Source organism: Enterococcus casseliflavus NBRC 100478 (assembly GCF_001544095.1).
GTDB classification, from domain to species: domain Bacteria; phylum Bacillota; class Bacilli; order Lactobacillales; family Enterococcaceae; genus Enterococcus_D; species Enterococcus_D casseliflavus.
Genome location: NZ_BCPT01000011.1, coordinates 39224 through 58771 on the forward strand (window position 1 = coordinate 39224; position 19548 = coordinate 58771).

A 19548-nucleotide genomic window follows, 5' to 3' on the forward strand; every position below is an offset into this window, starting at 1 on the left:
CTTAAGAATCAGCATTCGGACAATACACTAAAAAAGATACACTAAAAAATACTGTATCTTTTTTAGTGTATCTGTATTATTTGCAGGATTTAAAAATACATTTCTTTTTCGTGATGGTTTTTGATCAGCTCCAGCAGGTAATACTCTTCTGTCTTCGGCACTTCGATATTCATCAAGCGCGAAAATGATTGGACATGCACATGCAATTGGCCGTAAAGAGGATTCTCCTCCATCGCTGCTAAATCAATTTCAGAAACAGTCAATGGTTGACGCAATAAGATCCGCTCCAGCATACCTGCGCCATGCATCACAAAATTGATCTGAAAGCCTTGCTGCGCCCCTACCAAATCCAAATCGTGAATGATCTCTTCGCCAAATTTCCACAACGGCTCTACCACTTTTTTCGCATTGATATAGGTAAAGTTTTCCTCTAAATACCGAACACAGATTTCCTTTGCCTGCCGATCATCTAGCTGCACTTCATCTTCAAAACTCAAATCGTTTTCCAATAAGATATCATCCAACAAAAGATCAACATCTTGGTCGATAAAACGTTCTAATGAAATAAACGGTGCATCGATATGCGGATCAATGATCCCCGTTGCGGCAATCAGCCGGTAGCGCTGTTGAATCTGATCCAAGTCCGTTCTCAGATCCGCCACCGATAAGGTCACTACGTCAACATTTTGATTTTGGCGTTTTGACAATGAGCTTTGGATCAATTCTTTGATGCGCTGCGCTGTCCCTTTTCCCGAAGCGCAGACCGCTAGAATCGCTTTAGGGTGGTGGTTTTGTGTCACTGGTTCTTCCACAGTGACCGCTCCGTATCCGCGGAACTTCCGTAATGAATCATAGAGCTGATCGAGGTCCGTGCCGATCACTGATGCTTTACGGACCGTCTCAAGGACGATGGAGGTAGTCACCATATCGACTGTTCGAACAGCCACACCCGTTTCTCGCTGGATTTCATTATTAAAGGTCGCTAAGGATCCCATATCGACTAAGAGGATCACCCCACTGCCGTCATTGACTGCTCGTACACTATCCACGATTTTTTTCAACGCCACAGCCGGTGGCATATCTAATGGCATGTCCACCGCTGTCACTTGATCGACTTCCAACAGCTGCTTGACTACTTGTACCATACTACTAGCCGTACTGTTGCCGTGAGCTGCCACAACGACACCAATTTTCCCAGAGGAATGTGTCGTACGCAGTGAAACCAATAGAACTGCCAAGTAATAGGATTCACTTTCAGGAATCGCCACGTGAAAGCTGTCGCCGATGAAGTCGCGGACTTCTTTGGCAACTTCGAACTCTTGGGGGTAATCCGCCACCATTTGACGAATGTTGTCGTTGGTTTGCCGTTCTTCTCCCAAATGGATCTTTTTCAAAAAAGAACTGATATGCAAACTCATCGCGTAAATAAAGTTTTGCTGGAAATCGTAATTTAACCGTTTCCGAACCATCTCATAAATTTGATTTGTTACACTGATCACTTTCTGATCGACAAATTCACTTAGTTTATTGACAGAATTAAAAGAGAAGCCGTGATCTTTATAAAAAGATTTCAAATGAACATTGATATCGGTTGAAATAAAATGATTGATTGCTTCTTGATCCAAACCATCTGCTTTTAATAAGGCTGCTTTATCCCCGATGATATCGTAGAGATTGTAAGGCAATTCATAGGAATCTGATTGAATATTGTTTAAGTTTTGATTCGGTTGAATGCTGATCTTCGGTTCAAGGATCTTAGAAAGCTCCGCCAGCTCATTGCGGCGATTCCCCAAAACGATCAATCCAGAACGAATCCCTTCTGGCAAATCGATCAAATCGATCTCAATCTCATCTTGTTGCATATGATTCAAAAAGCCCCGAGCACAGACGAGCTGGACATTGGATTTCAATTGACCGATATTCCCAAAACTGACACTGCCGATCAACGCTTTGACTACATCTTCTGTCAAGGTGATCGTCCGCTGAATACGGGACGCCTCTTGCCCGACTAACACCCGAACGAGATCGACTTTTTCTGATGCGGGTCGTTTCTCAAAGAAGGGCAGTTGAATATTGATAGGAATGCGTCGGGTAAAGGTATCTAATAGCGTTGAGTTGGGGTCTTCGGTAGTCGCTCCAACGATTCGGACATTCGCTTGATGATTTTTGCCCGTTTCCCCTAAACGACTAAACGTTCCATGGTCCATAAAGTAAAAAATCATTTCTTGCCCTTCTGGCGGTAATCGATGGATCTCATCGAGAAACAACATACTCTCATCCGCTTGATCAATAATACCGATCTTCTCTTGATCGGCACCCGTAAAGGCCCCCCGTACATAACCAAACAAATGGCTCATCAAAAGCTCTGGGTTATTTGCATAGTCGGCACAGTTAAAGACGATCAATTCTTTGTCATCGGCAATTACTTGATTGCTTTTGGCAAACTGAAACATTGCATGGGCAAAATAGGTTTTCCCAGAACCAGTAGGCCCTGTGATCAAGCAGTTTAGCCCTTTTGGCGGATACAAGATCGCTGCTTTCGCCTGCTCAACGGCATTTTTCATACTTCCGTTGGCACCGATGATCGTCGCAAAAATATCTCGGTCAGAGGGTTTTCCTTGTACCCGTTGAGGGAAGGCTTTTTCTCTTTGCGGGCGACTTTCTTTGTAACTTGGCACATACTTTTCCCTACTGCTGGGATCGACCCCTGCCGCCCAGTAGCGAACAGGCCGCGAGTCGCTTTTTTCGACGCGCCCTTCTTTGACAAGCTTATTTAAATCCTTACTGGCATTACTGCGCTGAATGGCTAAATGATCGGCAACTTCTGAAGTAGACAACCCTTTCTTTTCCCCTAAGCCGCTCATCGTATTTTCGACGATATATTGATAAATCCGTTCGATTCGCTTGCCCAACAGCTTCGCCTCCTTGTTTTTTCCACTTGAATACTTTACTCATTTTTCTATAAAAAAGCAACTTTTTTTCCGCACAGAAAAAGCAAAATACTTTGTTCGAAAGAGCAATAGAACGTCCTATCACATGCTACTCTCAGCATAAAGCATTTTGCCAAAAAAAGATATTCAAAAGTCAGGATGCGTTAGGCTTTTTCATTGGGAATGAACGCTGGTACCTTCTCAGGAAACCATTGCAGTTCTTTTTGCATCCAAATCACATCGTGCCATTGATTGAACTTATAGCCGACCTGCGCAAAATCAGCAACTTTCCGATACCCAAGCTTCTCATGAAAAGCCTCGCTTTGTTGATTGCCTCCTGTAATGCAGGCAGTCAGATTGACTACGTTTTGCGCTTTTAATTTTTCTTCAAGCGCTTGATAAAGAGCGGTGCCGAGCCCTTTTGCTTTGGCATCCGGTGCTAAATAAACGGTTACTTCAACGGTCCAATCGTACGCAGCCCGTTCTTTATAGGCTGACGCATAGGCATAACCGACGATTTCACCAGCCTCTTCTGCAACGAGATATGGGTAGCGTTTCAAGGTCTTGGCGATGCGTTCCGCGAATTCTTGAACCGATGGCACCTCCGTTTCAAAGGTAATCGGTGTATTTTCTACATAATAAGCATAGATTGCTGTCAAGGCTTGGGCATCTGCAATCGTGGCAGAACGTATCGTCATAGAATCCCTTCTTTCAGTAAATTTTTTCCCAGTATACTCTTTCTGAACAAAAAAAACAATCCGCTTTTGACGGATCGTTTCCTAGTTATAAATGATTTAGCGGGCTTTTTCAGCTCCGCAATACACGGTAAGATGTTGTGGCAGTACCGCTACTGTGATTGGCAATTCAGGTCCTGGATCACCATCGACATTTGTTTCGATCGTTGCCCCATCCGTCAAACGAATCGCAGCTTTATCAAAGGTTTGATAGCCAAGAACATCATTTGATTCCGTCACCCCTTTGAGAAGCTCTGGGACACTTTTGACGGTCTCCCAAAGATTCGTATCCTTCAAGTAGATCAGATGCAATTTGCCGTCATCGGTACTCGCTTTAGGCAAAAGAGATTCGAAACCGCCGATCGTATTGGATGACCCAACGATCATCGTACTGCTTTCCACAGCGATTGTCGTTTTTTCGCCATTATTTTCGGCGGTCACTTCAAACGGATGACTTTCATTTTTCCGCACTTCCCGCAGACCAGAAACAAAATAGGCCATTTTTCCCAGCTTGGTTTTTTCTTCGACCTCTACGTTGTTGATCGCTGCTGGAATCATACCGATCGCCACCACATTGGTAAAATAGTCTTGATTGACCTGACCAATATCGATTTTGCGGGTGTGATCCACTGCAAATGATTCGATGGCTTCCTTAGGATCTAGTGGAATCGCTAATGCTCTGGCTAAATCATTTACTGTGCCCAGCGGGAAGAAACCGAAATTTGGTCGTTTGTCATGAGGAGCTAAGCCATTGACCGCTTCATTGACGGTACCATCACCGCCCATTGCAAAGACACTGTCAAATTCTGCTACCGCTTCAGAGGCAAAACGTGTGGCATCTCCTTCTTTTTCTGTATGTTTGACCACGACTTCTGAAAAAGCTTCCCGCAACTTTTCTTCTGCCAGCTGCTCATATTCTTGGGCCTGTTCCCCACCAGAGCTTGGATTGACGATCAATAATGCTTTCATAAAACAGCCTCCTTGTTTGGGTTCATTTTCTATGAATCCAGTATAACAAGTTTCACGAAACCTGTCTTAAACGACCTCCGCCTATCCCCTACAAAAAAAGCACAGCCTAATCAGACTGTGTTTTTTTCGAGTACTCACTTCATTTTATTAAACCAATCGTTTACGCAAACGCCCAGAAATAAAATCAATGATCGTGACCGTCACCACGATCCCTAATAAAATGATCCCTACACGGCTCCATGAACGCGCATTGATGGCAAAGATCATCGGTGTACCGATCCCACCTGCCCCTACGATCCCTAAGATCGAAGCTGAACGGACAGCCAGTTCAAATCGATACAAGGTAAAAGAAAGAAATTCTGGGATCAGTTGCGGCAATGTCGCAAAGCCTAATACATCCCAGCGGCTTCCTCCCGCACTAATGACGGATTCCGAGGGACCATGGTCCATGTTTTCGATCGCTTCGCTGTAAAGCTTTGCCAGCATCCCAATGGAATGGACACTGACCGCCAAGACACCAGCAAAGGAGCCCGGACCTACCGTTTTGATAAACATGATGGCTAAGACGATTTCTGGAAACGTTCGAATCGCCGTCAGCACGATTTTCCCAAATCCCGATAACCAGCGAGGGCTGTTTTTGCTGCGCGCCGCCCAAAAGGCAAAAGGAATACTTAAAATCGATGACAAAAAGGTCCCAACAAAGGCAATCGCGACGGTTTCGATCATCAGACTGATCAAATCTTCGCCATCACCGGTATAAACATAGCCCCAATCAGGATGGATCAGGCCATAAAAGATCGAGCCGACAATTTGACCGACATTTTCTTTAACGCCAGCAAAAGGCACGCCAGCAAAAGCCCAGATATAAAGGAGGATAACGACTACTGCGATCAGCCAATTCCGTATTTTTTTCTTTTTCGGTTCTGCTGGCAACATCATAATAATCGCTCCCTTAATCTATTACTAATGGTATCAATCACCAAAACAACTGCAAAAATCACTAAGACGATGATCGACGTTTGGTCATATCGAAATTGGCTTAAAGATCGTTGTAAGAAAACACCGATTCCGCCTGCGCCGATATACCCAAGAATCGTCGATGCCCGCACATTGATCTCAAAGGCATAAAGCAAGTAACTAAGAAAATGACTCATGACTTGCGGTACGACTGCATAGCGGATGATATCAAACTTCGATCCTCCAGAAGCCGTGATCGCTTCGATCGGCCCTTCATCAATCGTTTCAATCGATTCATAAAACAATTTGGTGATCATCCCAAAAGAAAACACAGAGATGGAGATCACCCCTGCAACGGGACCAATTCCGACAATGGCAACAAATAAAGCCGCCAGCATCAAATCGGGTACCGTCCGAATGATATTCAAAACAAAACGGAAACAACCACTGATCCAATGATTGGTCATGATATTTCGTGCTGCTAAAAGTGAAAACGGAAAGGCCGCCAGTGCACCAAAGGTTGTGCCGATGATCGCCATTTGTATCGTTTGCAAAATCGGCTCAACAATGATTTTGGCATATGCCCAATCAGGATGAGCCATCTTTTGTAAGATGACATTCATTTGACTGCTATTGCTAAAGAACCGTGCCAAATCAACACCTGAAATAGAGCCGCTAACGAACAATACCACTAAAAAAATGACGAGCCAAAGAACATTTTTCCATAGTCCGCTGCGTTTCGGCAACGTATTTGTCGTCATTGTCCCGCCCCTTCCTGCTCTTCCATGATCTCGCTGCCATAAATCTGTTTCAATCGCTGATCGGTCGCTTCACTGACAGGGCCATCAAAAACCAAGCCTCCGTCTCGCAACCCGATGATCCGCGTGCCGTATTCTCTAGCTAATTGGACAGAATGTAAATTGACTACGATGGTGATCCCCAGATCTTGATTGATCCGTTTTAAGTCATTCATGACTTTTTCAGTGGTTAACGGATCCAATGAAGCAACTGGTTCATCCGCTAAAATAATCTTCGGTTCTTGCGTCAACGCCCGGGCAATCGAAACCCGCTGCTGCTGACCGCCAGACAATTCATCGGCTCGGGTATAGACTTTTTCTGCTAAATTGACCCGCTGCAGTGATTGATATGCCAACTCTTTGTCCGCTTGCGGAAACAGACCCAGCAGCATTTTGATCGTGGGATGATAAGCCACCCGCCCCGTTAAGACGTTTCGCAAGACACTCGAACGTTTCACCAAATTGAAGCTTTGGAAAATCATGCCAATGTCTCGACGAATCAAGCGCAGCTCTCTTCCTTTTGCTTTTGTGATCGACTTGTTATCGATTAAAATCTCGCCACTCGTGATCTCGTGCAGTCGATTGATGGAGCGCAGCATCGTCGATTTACCTGCACCGGATAAGCCCACTACGATGACAAATTCCCCTTTTTTGATATCGATGTTCAAGTCCTTCAACCCCAACACCCCATTTGGGTATTGCTTGGTCACATTCTGAAATGAAATAATCGTTTCGTTCTCTAGAGCCATGATTCTCCTACTTTCTTTCCATTAGGTAAAAATTGCTGTCCATTCGAAAAGGGTACCTCAACTACCGGTACCCTCCCGATCTATTCATCTATTAATTATTGTCCGACTTGTTCCGCATACTCTCTTACGATGTCGAAATTGCTGTCTTGTGAAACAACGTATCCTTCATGAGAGTAAATATCAGAGATGATTTGTTTTCCTTCTTCATCTTTTCCGATCGCGATAAAGGCATCTTGGATTTTTTTGTCCCACTCTTCACTCATATCGCTGCGAACACTGATCGTATCGTTCGGAATCGGTTCGGTAAAGTACATTGGTTCTACCTCATCCATGATTTCTGGGTAATCATTTTTGACCGTGTTACGGGCATCTTCAAAAACGAACGCCGCATCAACGTCGCCATTCAAGACTGATAAGACCGCTTGGTCATGGCCTTTGACTTGAACAGTCGTCACATCCGTATTGATATCGATGCCTGCTTTTTTCATTTCTGCTACTGGCCAAACATAACCGGCAGAAGAAGTAACATCTTGCGTGGCAATCGTTTTGCCTTTTAAATCGCCCAACTCTTTGATATCGCTGCCGCTTTTTACGACGATCATTGAACGATAGCTATCAACCAATTCATCCGTTGATTCGCCACCAGGCTGCTTGATGCCATAACGCTGTGCTTGCAATAACACCTTTACATTGCTTTGCTCATTTGCTAAAACATAGGCATTCGGCGGTAAAAAGCCGACATCTACTTGTTTCGAAGCCATTGCTTCGACGATTGTATTGTAGTCAGTGGAAACACTCACTGTAACTGGAATCCCCAATTCATCACTTAACAATTGCTCAAGTGGTTTTGCTTTTGCTTCTAATGTTTCTGCTGCTTGTGATGGGACAAATTGAACGGTCAACTTTTCTGGTACATATCCTGCTTCCTCAGCCGCCGAGTCAGTACTTGCTCCACCTGAGCCACATGCAGCCAGCGTAACTGCTGCCACCAAACCTAAACCAAACATTGCCGTTTTCTTCCAAACTTTCATCACTTTTTCTCCTTTTCATATAAAAAATCGAACTCATGGAATTCCGAACTTTCCTTTTTGATTATAAAAAACTACCGAATTAAAAACAATCTTTTTCGAATTACGAACGTTTTCTTTTTTGACAATGTTCGTGTTTTGACTGAAATCATTCGTGAGCACATTCTCAATAATCAACGTTTTTCGAAAGTTTCTTTCCATTTGTTCTACTTCCTCAGAGTATCAAATGAATATAAGGTTTGTGTTGTCAACGTGTAAAGATTCTGTTAACAGCAAAAGGAACTTTGTGAACAACAAAGCATGGACATACTCGTCATTCTTACCCCGAGTGCACAAATTTTCTTGAAACGTCTAACCAGAAGATGACCGCACACTTTTTTTTACGAAACAATACAAAAAAAGCAGAGGATTCCCTTAAGAACCTCTGCTTTTGACCTCATTCTCTTACTGTAAAAAGAGTCATTTACCCTTGATCCGTTGGCAGCTGCAACAAGAGTACATGCTCGTTCTCAATCATTTCACCCGTCAAAACAAAGCCATTGCGTTCGTAAAGCTTCGTTGCGATCTCGTTGCCATCCACAGCGGAGATCCTTAATTCTTGCGCTTGGATATGGGTTTTGAACCAATCTAACCCAGCAAGAAACGCCTGAGTGCCTAACCCTTGATTTTGGAATTTTTCTGCGATCATAAACCGCTCGATCCACCACGAAGCTTTTGGATAATCCTCATCCGCCTCGTAAAAACTAAATAGCATAAAGCCGACCATTTCCTCACCATTGTATAGGGCAAATGCCTGACGAGGTTCCTCATAGATCGCCTCTAACATTGAGTACCAATTGGGCGCAACAAAGTCTTCTTGCTCCTTCGTTGTCTTCAAATTCATGCACGCACGATAGTTTTCTTTCGTGATTTCTTTTAACTGAATCATTGCTTCGCTCCTTATCTAAGCCATTACAAATAACCATTTAGTTAAAACGGTTTCATTGGTGTATAAAAAAACACCCAGGTTACTTTTACGTAATCTGGATGTCATTTTCTTATGCTTCTTGCGCTACTGGATAAACAGATACTTGTTTTTTGTCGCGGCCTTTACGTTCGAAACGAACAACGCCATCAACTTTTGCAAACAATGTATCATCTCCACCGATACCTACGTTTACCCCTGGGTAAATTTTAGTACCGCGTTGGCGATAAAGGATTGATCCGCCTGAAACGGTTTGACCGTCAGCACGTTTCGCACCTAAACGTTTTGATTGAGAGTCACGTCCGTTAGAAGTAGAACCCCCACCTTTTTTGTGAGCGAAGAATTGCAAATTCATTTTCATCAACATGAGATGCACCTCCTAGTTTTCTTTAGTAGTTTTGATTTGGATATAATCGTTGTACTCTTCTTGAACTGATTGCAAGCCGATCAACAAATTTTCTAAAAGAATTTGTGCGATATTCGACTGCTCTTGGGTCAAACGAGAAGGCAGTGTGACTAATAAGTACCCACCATTTTCGTTATCTGCTTCAACTTTTGGCGCAACACCAGCCAAAGCATCGATCCCATTGACTGCACTGATCGCTAAAGCGGATGCTGCAGCACAGACGATGTCTTTGCCGTATTCTCCTGCTTGTGCGTGTCCAGCTAGTTCAAAAGAAACAATCCGACCAGAGTCATTTCGTTTGAATGTCCCTTTGATCATATTCGTTACCCTGCTTTTCGTAAGAATTAAGCGTTGATCGCGTTAATAACAACTTTTGTGTAAGGTTGACGGTGACCTTGTTTACGGTGTGAATGTTTTTTAGGTTTGTATTTGAAAGTTACGACTTTCTTTTGTTTGCCGTGTTTTTCAACAGTCCCTTCAACAGTTGCTCCTGCAACGATTGGGGCACCCACTTTTGTTGATTCGCCACCTACTAAGATAACTTCATCAAAAGTAACCTTTTGTCCAGCTTCAACGTCTAATTTTTCAACGTAGATTGCTTGACCCACTTCAACTTTTACTTGTTTCCCACCAGTTTTGATAATTGCGTACATGCTCTACAGCACCTCCTTATAATATACTTAGACTCGCCATCCCAAGTGACTTTCGTACTTACTACTTGTTCTGTGCGGTTGTAGCTGTGGAGTCCACAATTACAACAGATTAACTTTATCAAAATGTTTTCCTAAAGTCAATCACTAATTAAGGAAAAGACAGAATTCTTTTGCTACTAGTCATTTCCTTTTGTGCATTTTTTGTTTTCTATTACTATAGAAGAAAGAGCACAAGTGAAACAGAATTGGAGGAGTTTTCATGCAATACCCCAAAGAATTAGCCACTGCCGTTCAACAGGCATCCCGCAGTTATCCGTTGGAAGGATTTGTTCCCGGTCAAGGACCGCTGCAGCCCAAATTGATGATAGTTGGGGAAGCCCCTGGTCGAACCGAAATCGAAAATTTTATTCCTTTTAGCGGACAAGCAGGAAAAGAATTGATGAAATCGTTGGCTTTAGCCGGTTTGACCCGTGAGGATGTCTACATCACCAGCGCTGTCCGCAGCCGCCCATATTCCGTCAAAGAACGAATCAACAAACGCAGCGGTGCCCATGAGATCGTCCATCCCAATCGGACACCTACAAAAAAAGAAGTCTTGCTACACGCACCGCTGCTTGACTACGAGTTGTCCGTTGTAGATCCGCCTGTCATTGCAACTGTTGGCAATATCGGACTGCAGCGATTATTAGGCAACGCCTATTATATCAAAGATCACCATGGCGAAGTGATCCGTTCCAAAATACAAGAAAGCAATCCAACAAAAGATGGCTATCAATGGTCGGAAAAAGAATATTTGATCGTGCCGATGTATCATCCCGCTGCGATCTTTTACAATCGAACGTTGACTCCGCAAATCGAAGCCGATTGGCGAGGGTTAAGAAACATCCTCTCACAAATACCAGCCGACGAATAACGACCAGTCCCCTAGCCCTACTGCCAATACGCTGGAATCGTCTGCTCATAGGCGGTGATTTTCGCCTCTTCCTGCAACGTGATACTGATCTCATCGAGACCGTGGATCAATTTGTGTTTCCAGGTAGCATCGATTGCAAAGAAATGCTCCTCCCCAGCAATGATCACACATTGCCTCGGCAAGTCGATGCTGATTTTTTCAGAAGCAGGCAGCGAGGCGATCCTTTGGCGAACATCCAATGGCAGCTCGATGGGCAGCAGCCCGTTTTTGGTGGCATTCATATAGAAAATATCACCGAAGCTGCCAGCAATCACGGCTTTAAAGCCGTAATCCAACAGCGCCCATGCCGCGTGCTCTCGAGAAGAGCCAGAACCAAAATTATCACCAGTGACGAGGACTTGAGCGGTCTGATATGCTGGATCATTCAAGATAAATGCTGGATTAGGCTTGCGTTGCGGCAAATAGCGCCAATCGTCAAATAAAAATTCGCCAAAACCCGTTTTTTCAACGCGTTTCAAATAATTTTTCGGTAGGATTTGATCGGTATCGATATTGTCATTCATCAAAGGCAGCGTCGTACCTTCAAATTGCGTAAAAGCTTCCATTAACCAACACCTCCAACCACTTCTCGTACATCGACAAAGCGCCCATGAATCGCAGCTGCTGCCGCCATCGCTGGACTACAGAGGTGCGTCCGCGCGTTTTTCCCTTGCCGTCCAACAAAATTGCGGTTTGATGTGGAGGCACAGTGGACGCCTTCTGGTACTTTATCAGGATTCATTCCTAAGCACATGGAACAGCCAGGCTCCCGCCATTCAAAACCAGCGTCAATAAAGACTTTGTCTAAACCGATCGCTTCCGCTGCTTTACGAACAGGGCGTGAACCAGGAACGATAATACCAGTGACCCCTTCTTTGATAGTCTGACCTTTCAAAATCGCCGCTGCCTCTTGCAGATCAGACAAACGACCATTGGTACACGATCCAATAAAAATGTATTCAATGGGGATATCAGCAGCTGTCTGTCCAGGTTGCAACGCCATATATTCATAGGCTTGCTGATCATTGTGATCCCGCACTTCAGGAAACGCTTCGCTGACTGGTACCCCCATTTCTGGATTGGTTCCCCAAGTGATATAGGGTTCTAAGGTTGTTGCGTCTAGGGTGATCAGGGCATCATAGTTGGCATCTTCATCGGTATAAAGGCTTTGCCAATCAGCCACCGCACTGGCAAACGCTTGTGGCGCAAAGCGTCGATCCTTCACATAAGTAAAGGTCGTTTCATCAGGGGCGATCAAGCCCATTTTCGCCCCACCTTCGATCGACATATTGCAAATGGTCATGCGTTCTTCCATCGTCAGGCTACGGATCGTTTCGCCAAAGAATTCTACGGCATAGCCACCACCAAAATCAGTGCCATGGGTCGCGATCAATGCCAAAATAATATCTTTAGCGTACACTCCCGGCTGCAGGTGACCGGTAATCTCAACTCCCATGCGTTTCGGTTTTGTCTGCCAAATCGTCTGTGTCGCAAAGACATGCTCTACTTCACTCGTACCGATCCCAAACGCGATCGCACCGAAAGCACCATGGGTGGCAGTGTGGGAATCCCCGCAAACGATCGTTTTCCCTGGTTGGGTCAAGCCAACTTCTGGGCCAACCATGTGGACGATTCCTTGGTTGGCAGAGCCATTGTCACACAATTCGATCCCAAAATCTCGACAGTTTTTACGTAACGTGTCCATTTGCTTTTTTGCAACCAGATCAGTGATGGTAAAAATATCTTTGGTAGGCACGTTGTGATCCATCGTTGCGAAGGTTTTTTCGGGACAGCGGACTGCCCGTCCCGCTTGCCGTAATCCTTCGAAGGCTTGCGGTGTCGTCACTTCATGGATCATATGCAGATCGACATAAAGCAGCTGCGCTTGCCCTTCTTCTCCTGTGATGACATGCCGATCCCATAGTTTATCAAACAGCGTTTTCCCCATAATTGCTCACTCCTAACTGTGCAATAACCGCTTCTGTAAAGGCAGTTGTCGTTGCTGTACCACCTAGATCACGGGTCAAGATTCCCGCATTCATTACCTCGTAACAAGCACTTTCGATGGTATCCGCCAGCTCTTCCTCTTGAAAGGACTCTCTTAGCATCATGACGACAGATAAAATCATGGAAACCGGATTGGCGCAATTTTGCCCAGCGATATCAGGTGCAGAGCCATGAATCGGTTCATATAAAGAAACCCCTTCTGCGCCATGACTTGCGCTAGGCAGCACCCCTAATGACCCTGGCAAAACCGAGGCTTCATCACTTAAAATGTCGCCAAAGAGATTTTCTGTCACGATTACATCAAAGTCTTTGGGATTTTGGATGATTTTCATAGCGGCGGAATCAACATATTGATGAGTCAACTGACAATCTGGGAATTCCTGTGCCGTTTCTTCCGCTAATCGGCGCCAAAGTCGGCTAGTCGCCAACACATTTGCTTTATCGACAGAGAGAACCCGCTTCTTCCGCGTGCGGGCGATCTCAAAAGCTTTACGCAAAATCCGTCGAATCTCTGCTTGATGATAATGATTGATGTCGTAGGCTTCTTCAGGTTTTTCTGCTTTTTCGCCAAAATAGATACCGCCAGTCAACTCACGAACGATGACAAAATCTGTCCCCCGAAGGATCGCTTCTTTAATGGGAGACAAAGCAATCACCGCATCAACTACTTTGATGGGTCGAATATTGGCGTATAGCCCTAACGCTTGACGCAAATTCAAAAGTCCTTTCTCGGGTGTTATCGGTGCGTTTTCCCAAACTGGATCACCAATGGCTCCTAAAAGGATCGCATCCGCCTGCTGGCAAGCTTGTAGTGTTTCTTGCGGCAATGGCTCTCCAGTAAGTGCCAGCGCCGCACCACCAAATGGCCGCTGGTCAAAATGAAAGCGTTGGAGATGGTCTTGACAAGCCGCTTTTAATACCGCAAGCGCACTGGCCATAATTTCTGGTCCGATGCCATCTCCTGCTAAAACCACGATCTTTTTCAAACAAGGACACCTCGATTCTTTAGAGCTGCGCTAGCCTGTACATAGGCTTTGGCTGACGCCTGCAAGACATCAAAGTCTAAGCCGATCCCGCTGATTTTTTCATTGGTTTCCTGGCATTCAATAACCACGTGCACTTCCGCTTGCGCATCTTCCCCACTGGTCAAGGCAGTGATCTCATAGTTCAACAACTTCGGCTGCTGCTGGAAAATCTGATCGATCGAGTTGTAGATAGCTTGGATACTGCCGGCACCGATAGCTGATGCCACTTGTTTTTCCTCATCTTTGATGATAGAAACCACCGCTCCTTGATGGCCATTGGACACATATTGTAGCTGAACGGCGTCCAACTCGCAGCCATCTTCTTGGCTGCGGCCCTGGTCAGCCACCAAAGCCAGCAAATCTTGTTCGGTCACTTGCTTTTTCTTATCTGCCAACTCTTTGAAGCGTTTAAACAATTCATTGGTTTCTTCTTGGTCAAACTGGTAGCCCAGCTGCTGCATTTTATCGACAAACGCATGGCGGCCAGAAAGTTTGCCAAGGGGCAGTGAGTTGGTTTGTACGCCTACCAGTTGCGGGGTAATGATTTCGTAAGTTTCAGGATTTTTCAAGACGCCATCTTGATGAATCCCAGATTCATGAGCATAGGCATTGCCGCCGACGATCGCTTTGTTTTTCGGTACCGTGATCCCAGACAAACGTGCCACCAGATCGCTGGTGCGTTTTGTTTCGTTTAACTTGATGTTGGAGGTAGCCTGATAGAAATCATTGCGAATATGCAACGCCAGCGCCACTTCTTCTAATGCGGTATTGCCCGCTCGTTCGCCGATCCCGTTGATCGTTCCTTCCACCCGATCAGCACCATTTTCGATAGCTGCCATCGCATTGGCTGTCGCCATTCCCAAGTCATCATGACAATGGGAAGAAAAAATGATCGGCTGCTCACTCTTGATATTGGCGATCAAATAGGCAAAAAGCGCACCATATTCCGTAGGATTAGTAAACCCTACTGTATCGGGCACATTGATGATCGTCGCGCCGGCATCAATCGCTGTTTGAACCGCCTCAAGCAAGAAGGCCTTATCGGTGCGGGTGGCATCTTCTGGCGAAAATTGAACTTTTTCAAAGCGTTCACGGGCATAAGCCACATGTTCTTTGATGGAAGCAAGTACTTCTGCTTTCGTCATATTCAGCTTGTACTGGCGATGCACCTCACTCGTTGCTAGAAAGACATGGATCTGGGGATCGACGGCTTGATGAAGAGCTTCATAGGCACGATCAATGTCTTTTTTCTGACAACGGGCAAGTCCTGCAACGGTCATTTTCGTCACCGCCCCAGCAATCGCTTGGACTGCTTGAAAATCTCCTTCTGATGCAATCGGAAAGCCTGCTTCGATCGTATCGATACCCCATTTTTCTAATTGCAGCGCCAGTTGAACCTTCTCTTTCGTATTGAAGTTGACTCCCGGCGTCTGTTCACCGTCTCTCAATGTGGTGTCAAAAAACTGGATTTTTCTCATCACTATTTCCTCCTTGGCAGTGGTAGGGGCACGCTTGGCGCGACCTCATTCAAACAAATTGAAAAAATGGTATAAAAAAAGCACTCCATAAAGGGTTTCCTTCATGCAATGCGAATAGGACTCTTCAAATGATGCCTTAAAAAGGCGGGTCATAGAAAAAGAGTCCTTACGATAATAATAATAAAAATGCAGCTGTTTGTTTCAATCGTTTATCCATCGTCGTCACCTATCACTTTTTTTATCTTGTTATGAAGATACCAAACAGCAGGTTCCTCTGTCAACACTTTTCCCTGAATTTTCTGAATATTTCGATAAAAAGTTCGTTTTCGCCTTGATGATGGGTTGCTTTTCTTCCTTGATGAAAATTTAAGCAGAACCTGACGAGATCTTCACAGGATTTTAACCAAACCTCCACATAACACCGTTATGATAGAAATATCCCAAAAATATTTTTCACCCCTTTATCCTGCCAGTCGTATGACTGGTTTTTTTGTTGTTCCAAAGACTCGAAAAGATTGAACTTAAGGTGAGTTATTCGTATAATAAGGGGCAGCGATAAATGAGGAGGATGAAGATGCGCAACGAAATGATGCATCGTCCAGTAGTCAAACCAGAACTAGTGGCGTTTATGCGTGAAAAACAAAAACAATTACCCGGCGAACTTGGTGAAATCGAGCAAGCCGCTCATGATAAAGAAGTGCCAATCATCCCACATGAAACTGTGGTCTTTTTGCAGTTTTTATTGGGACAGCTTCAGCCAAAAGAAATCCTTGAGATCGGCACAGCGATCGGTTTTTCTTCAAGCTTGATGGCGCAATGTGTGAAAGAGGGGCATGTCACAACGATCGATCGCTTTGACGTCATGATCCGCAAAGCCAAAGAAACCTATGCTCGCTTAGGAAATGAAGACAAAATCACGCTTTTAGAAGGACAAGCGGCAGATGTCCTGCCTACATTGAGTGGGCCTTATGATTTTATCTTCATGGACAGTGCCAAATCGAAATACATTGAATTTTTGCCAGAATGTCTACGTCTGTTACGCAAAGGCGGCGTGTTGATGGTGGATGACGTGTTCCAAGCTGGAACGATTCTGCAACCCATCGAAGACATCCCTCGCAACCAGCGAGCGATCCATCGCAAGTTGAATCTTTTCTTGGATACCGTGATGAACCATCCTCAGCTGACCTCCACCCTCGTCCCTTTAGGAGATGGTGTGATTCTCATTACGAAAGAAGCAGATAGCGTAATCCTTGAGGAACCTGAGAAAGGTTGAGAGCAGCTGCGCTTCCTTTTTTCAAAGAAAAAATAAGAAAAGGGCGAAAAGAGATTGACATTGCTGCGCCCTTTTTCTATAATGTTATTTGTTGCTGATTGATTTCAACAGCTTAGGCGAAGTGAGCATTCGCTGAAATTTATTTGTTCCAGTAGCTCAGCCGGATAGAGCATTCGCCTTCTAAGCGAACGGTCGGGGGTTCGAATCCCTCCTGGAACGTTATATTATCGAGCATAGCGCTACCAGATCGTTAGGAATCTTGATTCCTAGCGATTTTTTTTGACAAATTTTTTAAAAGCCACTTTTTTCAAACGTCACTTTTACCACAAATCAGCAGCACGGTGCTTTTCTTTTGCAAACAACCTATTAACTAATTATCTAAAACATCATTAATTATCACATATAGTTTTAACTGCTAAATAAATATGATATTATCCTCTCAAAGAGTGGCTTAATTGCAAAGCTCGTTTATGGTTTCCCATAATCCAGTAGCTTCACGTTTTTAGATATTATACTTCTCGAACACAACTAACAAAATTTATTCCATAGGAGGAATTTTGATGGAAGAATGTCCTTTTTGCCGTATCGTCTCTGGAAAAATAAAAAGCCATGTAATCTATGAAGATGACAGTGTTTGCGCCTTCCTTGATCATGCCAAAGACGTGGATTATCATATGCTGGTTATTCCTAAAAAACATTACACCAGTATTTTAGACTGCGACCCCGTTCTTCTTGCTCACCTCATTCAAACGGTTCAAAAAATAGCAGATCATTGTGTCACTCGCTTAGGATTTGATGGGATTAATTTGCTAAGCGCAGCAAATCAAGCAGCGGGTCAATCAGTCCCTCACTTTCACCTTCACTTGATTCCGAGAAAAAAATGTGACGGTATCAATGCGTGGCCCACATTCAATGGAGCAGCGCTCTCTTTAGAGGAAGCAGCGGCATTTTTGACCTTTGAAACAGATAGTAAGGGAGATTAAACAAAACTCAGTAGACTAAATCTTGCTTAAACGCGCTTCTTAAAATACTTGATAATACTTTACTTGTTCTGCTAGCTGATCAGCTGGTAGAGCACCATCCAGTACATAGTCGGCTGTTTCAGCAATGATCTGTTCGTGTAAAACAAATAGCTCCCTTGCATAGGAAAGATAAGTATCTGCCCAAGTCAAAATCGCTTCTTTTGATTCGTTCGTACAATCCCGTTTAATCTGACGAGCAAAAGCAATATCTAGTGGTGTTTTCAAATAAACCACCGTATTGATCAACTGACGCAAATCTTGGTGCTCATATCCGAAGGGAAAGTCCACAAAAATGATTGGTTGAATGCTCATCGCTCTCTTCAGATCTTTTAGTAGCAGACTGATGTCATATTGATTGATCGCTGCGCGGGCATCTTGTAAAAACAATCAAAAGATGGTGCTGAGGGCAATGCATCAATACTATAATCATCAAAGGAGATCACTATTCCATCTGCCAATCTACTCAATTCACGAACCAATGTCGTTTTGCCGGACGCTGTAACACCACTGACTACAATTACTTTCCCTCTCTTCATGAAGTCCCTCCTCTGTCGTACCTTCAGTATAACACGCTCAACCAATCCTTTTTCTTATCCTCCCCCTGCAAAAATTATGCTATGCTTGACAAGAATAAAGAAAGCAGGTGTCCTATGGAGATAACGGTATATATCGCAAGCGGGTTTAGTAAAAATCAAACAGGTGGCAACAAGGCTGGAGTCGTTTTGCTGGAACAGCCCCTTACACCACAACAAAAGTTAGCCATCGCAAAAGAGTTAGGCTTTTCAGAAACAGCTTTTTTATCGAAATCCCCGGAGGCCGATTTCCGATTTGACTATTTTACACCAAAAGAAGAAGTTGACTTATGCGGACATGCAACAATTGCTTCCTTTGCTCTATTGTCATATTTGAACAAACTTTCCAAGCCACAGTATCGCATCGACACCAACGCCGGACGTTTGTCGATCACCATCAAAGACGGTGTCATTTTCATGGAACAGAACAAACCGCTGTTTTCAGATGTCCTTTCATTAGAACAATTAGCTGACTGTTTCGATACCAATGCTATCAACGATCAAATTCCTATTCAAATCGTTTCTACTGGATTAAAGGATATCCTTGTTCCAATCAAAACAACGGCCCAGTTGCAGCATATTGTACCTGATTTTGAGGAAATAAAAAAAGTAAGTGCGCTGCAACAAGTAGTTGGCATGCACTTATATGCAATGGAAAAAGAACGAATCGTTTGCCGTAACTTTGCCCCATTGTTTGACATCAATGAAGAATCTGCCACAGGTACTTCCAATGCCGCTTTGGCTTGCTTCTTGCATCAAAAATGTTCCCTTGAAAAAGAAGTGTATCGCTTTGAACAAGGCAGCAATTTAGGTGAACCTTCTGAAATCTTTGTCAAACTAGCTACGTCCTCGCGAAAGGAAATCCAACGTGTTTATGTTGGGGGCAGAGGGCATTTTTGCGAGACAGTCACCATCGACACCGATACACTGGCATAATCACAACAATTTAGGCTGATCTTCCATCAGCCTTTTTTCCTCTTCACACAGCGTGTTCTTTTTCCATAGCAGCCCATCAGTATCTCGAATACTAGT

General features: G+C 44.2%; 19 protein-coding genes, 1 tRNA gene, 1 pseudogene and 1 other annotated feature. Of the genes and pseudogenes, 5 read left to right on the forward strand and 16 right to left on the reverse strand.

Annotated elements, in window-relative coordinates; genetic code table 11:
• Positions 1-89: 89 nt before the first annotated feature.
• The 11 genes from ECA1_RS10580 to rplU form a co-directional block, all read right to left on the reverse strand.
• Positions 90-2912 (reverse strand): sigma-54-dependent transcriptional regulator, encoded by a 2823-nt coding sequence (locus tag ECA1_RS10580; RefSeq protein WP_445971401.1) that lies wholly within the window; start codon positions 2910-2912, stop codon positions 90-92.
• Positions 2913-3094: 182 nt separating this feature from the next.
• On the reverse strand, positions 3095-3628 hold the full coding sequence (locus ECA1_RS10585; protein WP_005225759.1) for a GNAT family N-acetyltransferase: 534 nt from the start codon (positions 3626-3628) through the stop codon (positions 3095-3097).
• 96 nt (positions 3629-3724) lie between these two features.
• On the reverse strand, positions 3725-4633 hold the full coding sequence (locus ECA1_RS10590; protein WP_016610303.1) for a diacylglycerol/lipid kinase family protein: 909 nt from the start codon (positions 4631-4633) through the stop codon (positions 3725-3727).
• A 147-nt stretch (positions 4634-4780) separates the two neighbouring features.
• On the reverse strand, positions 4781-5572 hold the full coding sequence (gene phnE, locus ECA1_RS10595) for a phosphonate ABC transporter, permease protein PhnE (RefSeq protein ID WP_010747988.1): 792 nt from the start codon (positions 5570-5572) through the stop codon (positions 4781-4783).
• Positions 5569-6351, reverse strand: coding sequence for a phosphonate ABC transporter, permease protein PhnE (gene phnE / locus ECA1_RS10600; protein WP_005235330.1), 783 nt, complete (start codon positions 6349-6351; stop codon positions 5569-5571). The genes phnE (ECA1_RS10595) and phnE (ECA1_RS10600) overlap by 4 nt, the downstream gene beginning before the upstream one ends.
• Positions 6348-7136: a phosphonate ABC transporter ATP-binding protein gene (gene phnC / locus ECA1_RS10605; RefSeq protein ID WP_016610305.1), complete on the reverse strand. Its 789-nt coding sequence runs from the start codon at positions 7134-7136 to the stop codon at positions 6348-6350. The genes phnE (ECA1_RS10600) and phnC overlap by 4 nt, the downstream gene beginning before the upstream one ends.
• A gap of 95 nt (positions 7137-7231) precedes the next feature.
• A complete protein-coding gene (locus ECA1_RS10610; RefSeq protein ID WP_060792437.1) occupies positions 7232-8167 on the reverse strand; it encodes a phosphate/phosphite/phosphonate ABC transporter substrate-binding protein in 936 nt (311 codons plus the stop codon).
• Positions 8168-8627: 460 nt separating this feature from the next.
• Entirely contained in the window at positions 8628-9092 is a 465-nt protein-coding gene (locus ECA1_RS10615) for a GNAT family N-acetyltransferase (protein ID WP_060792438.1), read from the reverse strand.
• A 109-nt stretch (positions 9093-9201) separates the two neighbouring features.
• Positions 9202-9495 carry a 50S ribosomal protein L27 gene (gene rpmA, locus ECA1_RS10620; protein ID WP_003126181.1) on the reverse strand — a complete coding sequence of 98 codons (294 nt, stop codon included), beginning with the start codon at positions 9493-9495 and terminating at the stop codon, positions 9202-9204.
• Positions 9496-9507: 12 nt separating this feature from the next.
• Positions 9508-9852 carry a ribosomal-processing cysteine protease Prp gene (locus ECA1_RS10625; RefSeq protein WP_005225752.1) on the reverse strand — a complete coding sequence of 115 codons (345 nt, stop codon included), beginning with the start codon at positions 9850-9852 and terminating at the stop codon, positions 9508-9510.
• Between the two features lie 26 nt (positions 9853-9878).
• Positions 9879-10187, reverse strand: coding sequence for a 50S ribosomal protein L21 (gene rplU, locus ECA1_RS10630; protein ID WP_060792439.1), 309 nt, complete (start codon positions 10185-10187; stop codon positions 9879-9881).
• Between the two features lie 19 nt (positions 10188-10206).
• Positions 10207-10277 (reverse strand) — a sequence feature (ribosomal protein L21 leader region).
• A gap of 169 nt (positions 10278-10446) precedes the next feature.
• Between rplU and ECA1_RS10635 the strand changes: the two genes are divergently transcribed.
• Positions 10447-11100: a uracil-DNA glycosylase gene (locus tag ECA1_RS10635; protein WP_010747984.1), complete on the forward strand. Its 654-nt coding sequence runs from the start codon at positions 10447-10449 to the stop codon at positions 11098-11100.
• Between the two features lie 17 nt (positions 11101-11117).
• Here ECA1_RS10635 and leuD read toward each other — a convergent pair whose 3' ends face one another.
• Genes leuD through ECA1_RS10655 form a run of 4 tightly spaced genes read right to left on the reverse strand, consistent with a single transcriptional unit; the run spans position 11118 to position 15649 of the window.
• Complete coding sequence (gene leuD, locus ECA1_RS10640; protein ID WP_060792440.1) at positions 11118-11705, reverse strand: 3-isopropylmalate dehydratase small subunit; 588 nt, start codon at positions 11703-11705, stop codon at positions 11118-11120.
• A complete protein-coding gene (leuC, locus tag ECA1_RS10645; RefSeq protein ID WP_060792441.1) occupies positions 11705-13087 on the reverse strand; it encodes a 3-isopropylmalate dehydratase large subunit in 1383 nt (460 codons plus the stop codon). The genes leuD and leuC overlap by 1 nt, the downstream gene beginning before the upstream one ends.
• The gene (gene leuB, locus ECA1_RS10650) at positions 13068-14132 is read right to left on the reverse strand and encodes a 3-isopropylmalate dehydrogenase (protein WP_060792442.1); all 1065 of its coding nucleotides are present in this window, start codon (positions 14130-14132) and stop codon (positions 13068-13070) included. Before leuB ends, leuC begins: the two co-directional genes overlap by 20 nt.
• Positions 14129-15649 carry a 2-isopropylmalate synthase gene (locus ECA1_RS10655; RefSeq protein WP_060792443.1) on the reverse strand — a complete coding sequence of 507 codons (1521 nt, stop codon included), beginning with the start codon at positions 15647-15649 and terminating at the stop codon, positions 14129-14131. The genes leuB and ECA1_RS10655 overlap by 4 nt, the downstream gene beginning before the upstream one ends.
• A 574-nt stretch (positions 15650-16223) precedes the next feature.
• Here ECA1_RS10655 and ECA1_RS10660 point away from each other — a divergent pair.
• From ECA1_RS10660 to ECA1_RS10670, 3 genes are all read left to right on the forward strand, one after another.
• The gene (locus ECA1_RS10660; RefSeq protein WP_060792444.1) at positions 16224-16922 is read left to right on the forward strand and encodes an O-methyltransferase; all 699 of its coding nucleotides are present in this window, start codon (positions 16224-16226) and stop codon (positions 16920-16922) included.
• A gap of 145 nt (positions 16923-17067) precedes the next feature.
• Positions 17068-17141 (forward strand) — tRNA-Arg (locus tag ECA1_RS10665).
• Positions 17142-17482: 341 nt separating this feature from the next.
• On the forward strand, positions 17483-17905 hold the full coding sequence (locus ECA1_RS10670; protein ID WP_060792445.1) for an HIT family protein: 423 nt from the start codon (positions 17483-17485) through the stop codon (positions 17903-17905).
• A gap of 39 nt (positions 17906-17944) precedes the next feature.
• Here the strand turns inward: ECA1_RS10670 and ECA1_RS18080 are convergent.
• Positions 17945-18480: pseudogene (locus ECA1_RS18080) on the reverse strand (nucleoside/nucleotide kinase family protein).
• A gap of 114 nt (positions 18481-18594) precedes the next feature.
• Between ECA1_RS18080 and ECA1_RS10680 the strand changes: the two are divergent.
• Complete coding sequence (locus ECA1_RS10680) at positions 18595-19452, forward strand: PhzF family phenazine biosynthesis protein (RefSeq protein WP_060792446.1); 858 nt, start codon at positions 18595-18597, stop codon at positions 19450-19452.
• Positions 19453-19548: the final 96 nt, after the last annotated feature.

Coding starts and splice junctions, on each gene's coding strand:
- ECA1_RS10585 (WP_005225759.1), bottom strand. CDS start 3,628: ATGACGATACGTTCTGCCACGATTGCAGATGCCCAAGCCTTGACAGCA.
- ECA1_RS10590 (WP_016610303.1), bottom strand. CDS start 4,633: ATGAAAGCATTATTGATCGTCAATCCAAGCTCTGGTGGGGAACAGGCC.
- phnE (WP_010747988.1), bottom strand. CDS start 5,572: ATGATGTTGCCAGCAGAACCGAAAAAGAAAAAAATACGGAATTGGCTG.
- phnE (WP_005235330.1), bottom strand. CDS start 6,351: ATGACGACAAATACGTTGCCGAAACGCAGCGGACTATGGAAAAATGTT.
- phnC (WP_016610305.1), bottom strand. CDS start 7,136: ATGGCTCTAGAGAACGAAACGATTATTTCATTTCAGAATGTGACCAAG.
- ECA1_RS10610 (WP_060792437.1), bottom strand. CDS start 8,167: ATGAAAGTTTGGAAGAAAACGGCAATGTTTGGTTTAGGTTTGGTGGCA.
- ECA1_RS10615 (WP_060792438.1), bottom strand. CDS start 9,092: ATGATTCAGTTAAAAGAAATCACGAAAGAAAACTATCGTGCGTGCATG.
- rpmA (WP_003126181.1), bottom strand. CDS start 9,495: ATGTTGATGAAAATGAATTTGCAATTCTTCGCTCACAAAAAAGGTGGG.
- ECA1_RS10625 (WP_005225752.1), bottom strand. CDS start 9,852: ATGATCAAAGGGACATTCAAACGAAATGACTCTGGTCGGATTGTTTCT.
- rplU (WP_060792439.1), bottom strand. CDS start 10,187: ATGTACGCAATTATCAAAACTGGTGGGAAACAAGTAAAAGTTGAAGTG.
- ECA1_RS10635 (WP_010747984.1), top strand. CDS start 10,447: ATGCAATACCCCAAAGAATTAGCCACTGCCGTTCAACAGGCATCCCGC.
- leuD (WP_060792440.1), bottom strand. CDS start 11,705: ATGGAAGCTTTTACGCAATTTGAAGGTACGACGCTGCCTTTGATGAAT.
- leuC (WP_060792441.1), bottom strand. CDS start 13,087: ATGGGGAAAACGCTGTTTGATAAACTATGGGATCGGCATGTCATCACA.
- ECA1_RS10655 (WP_060792443.1), bottom strand. CDS start 15,649: ATGAGAAAAATCCAGTTTTTTGACACCACATTGAGAGACGGTGAACAG.
- ECA1_RS10660 (WP_060792444.1), top strand. CDS start 16,224: ATGCGCAACGAAATGATGCATCGTCCAGTAGTCAAACCAGAACTAGTG.
- ECA1_RS10670 (WP_060792445.1), top strand. CDS start 17,483: ATGGAAGAATGTCCTTTTTGCCGTATCGTCTCTGGAAAAATAAAAAGC.
- ECA1_RS10680 (WP_060792446.1), top strand. CDS start 18,595: ATGGAGATAACGGTATATATCGCAAGCGGGTTTAGTAAAAATCAAACA.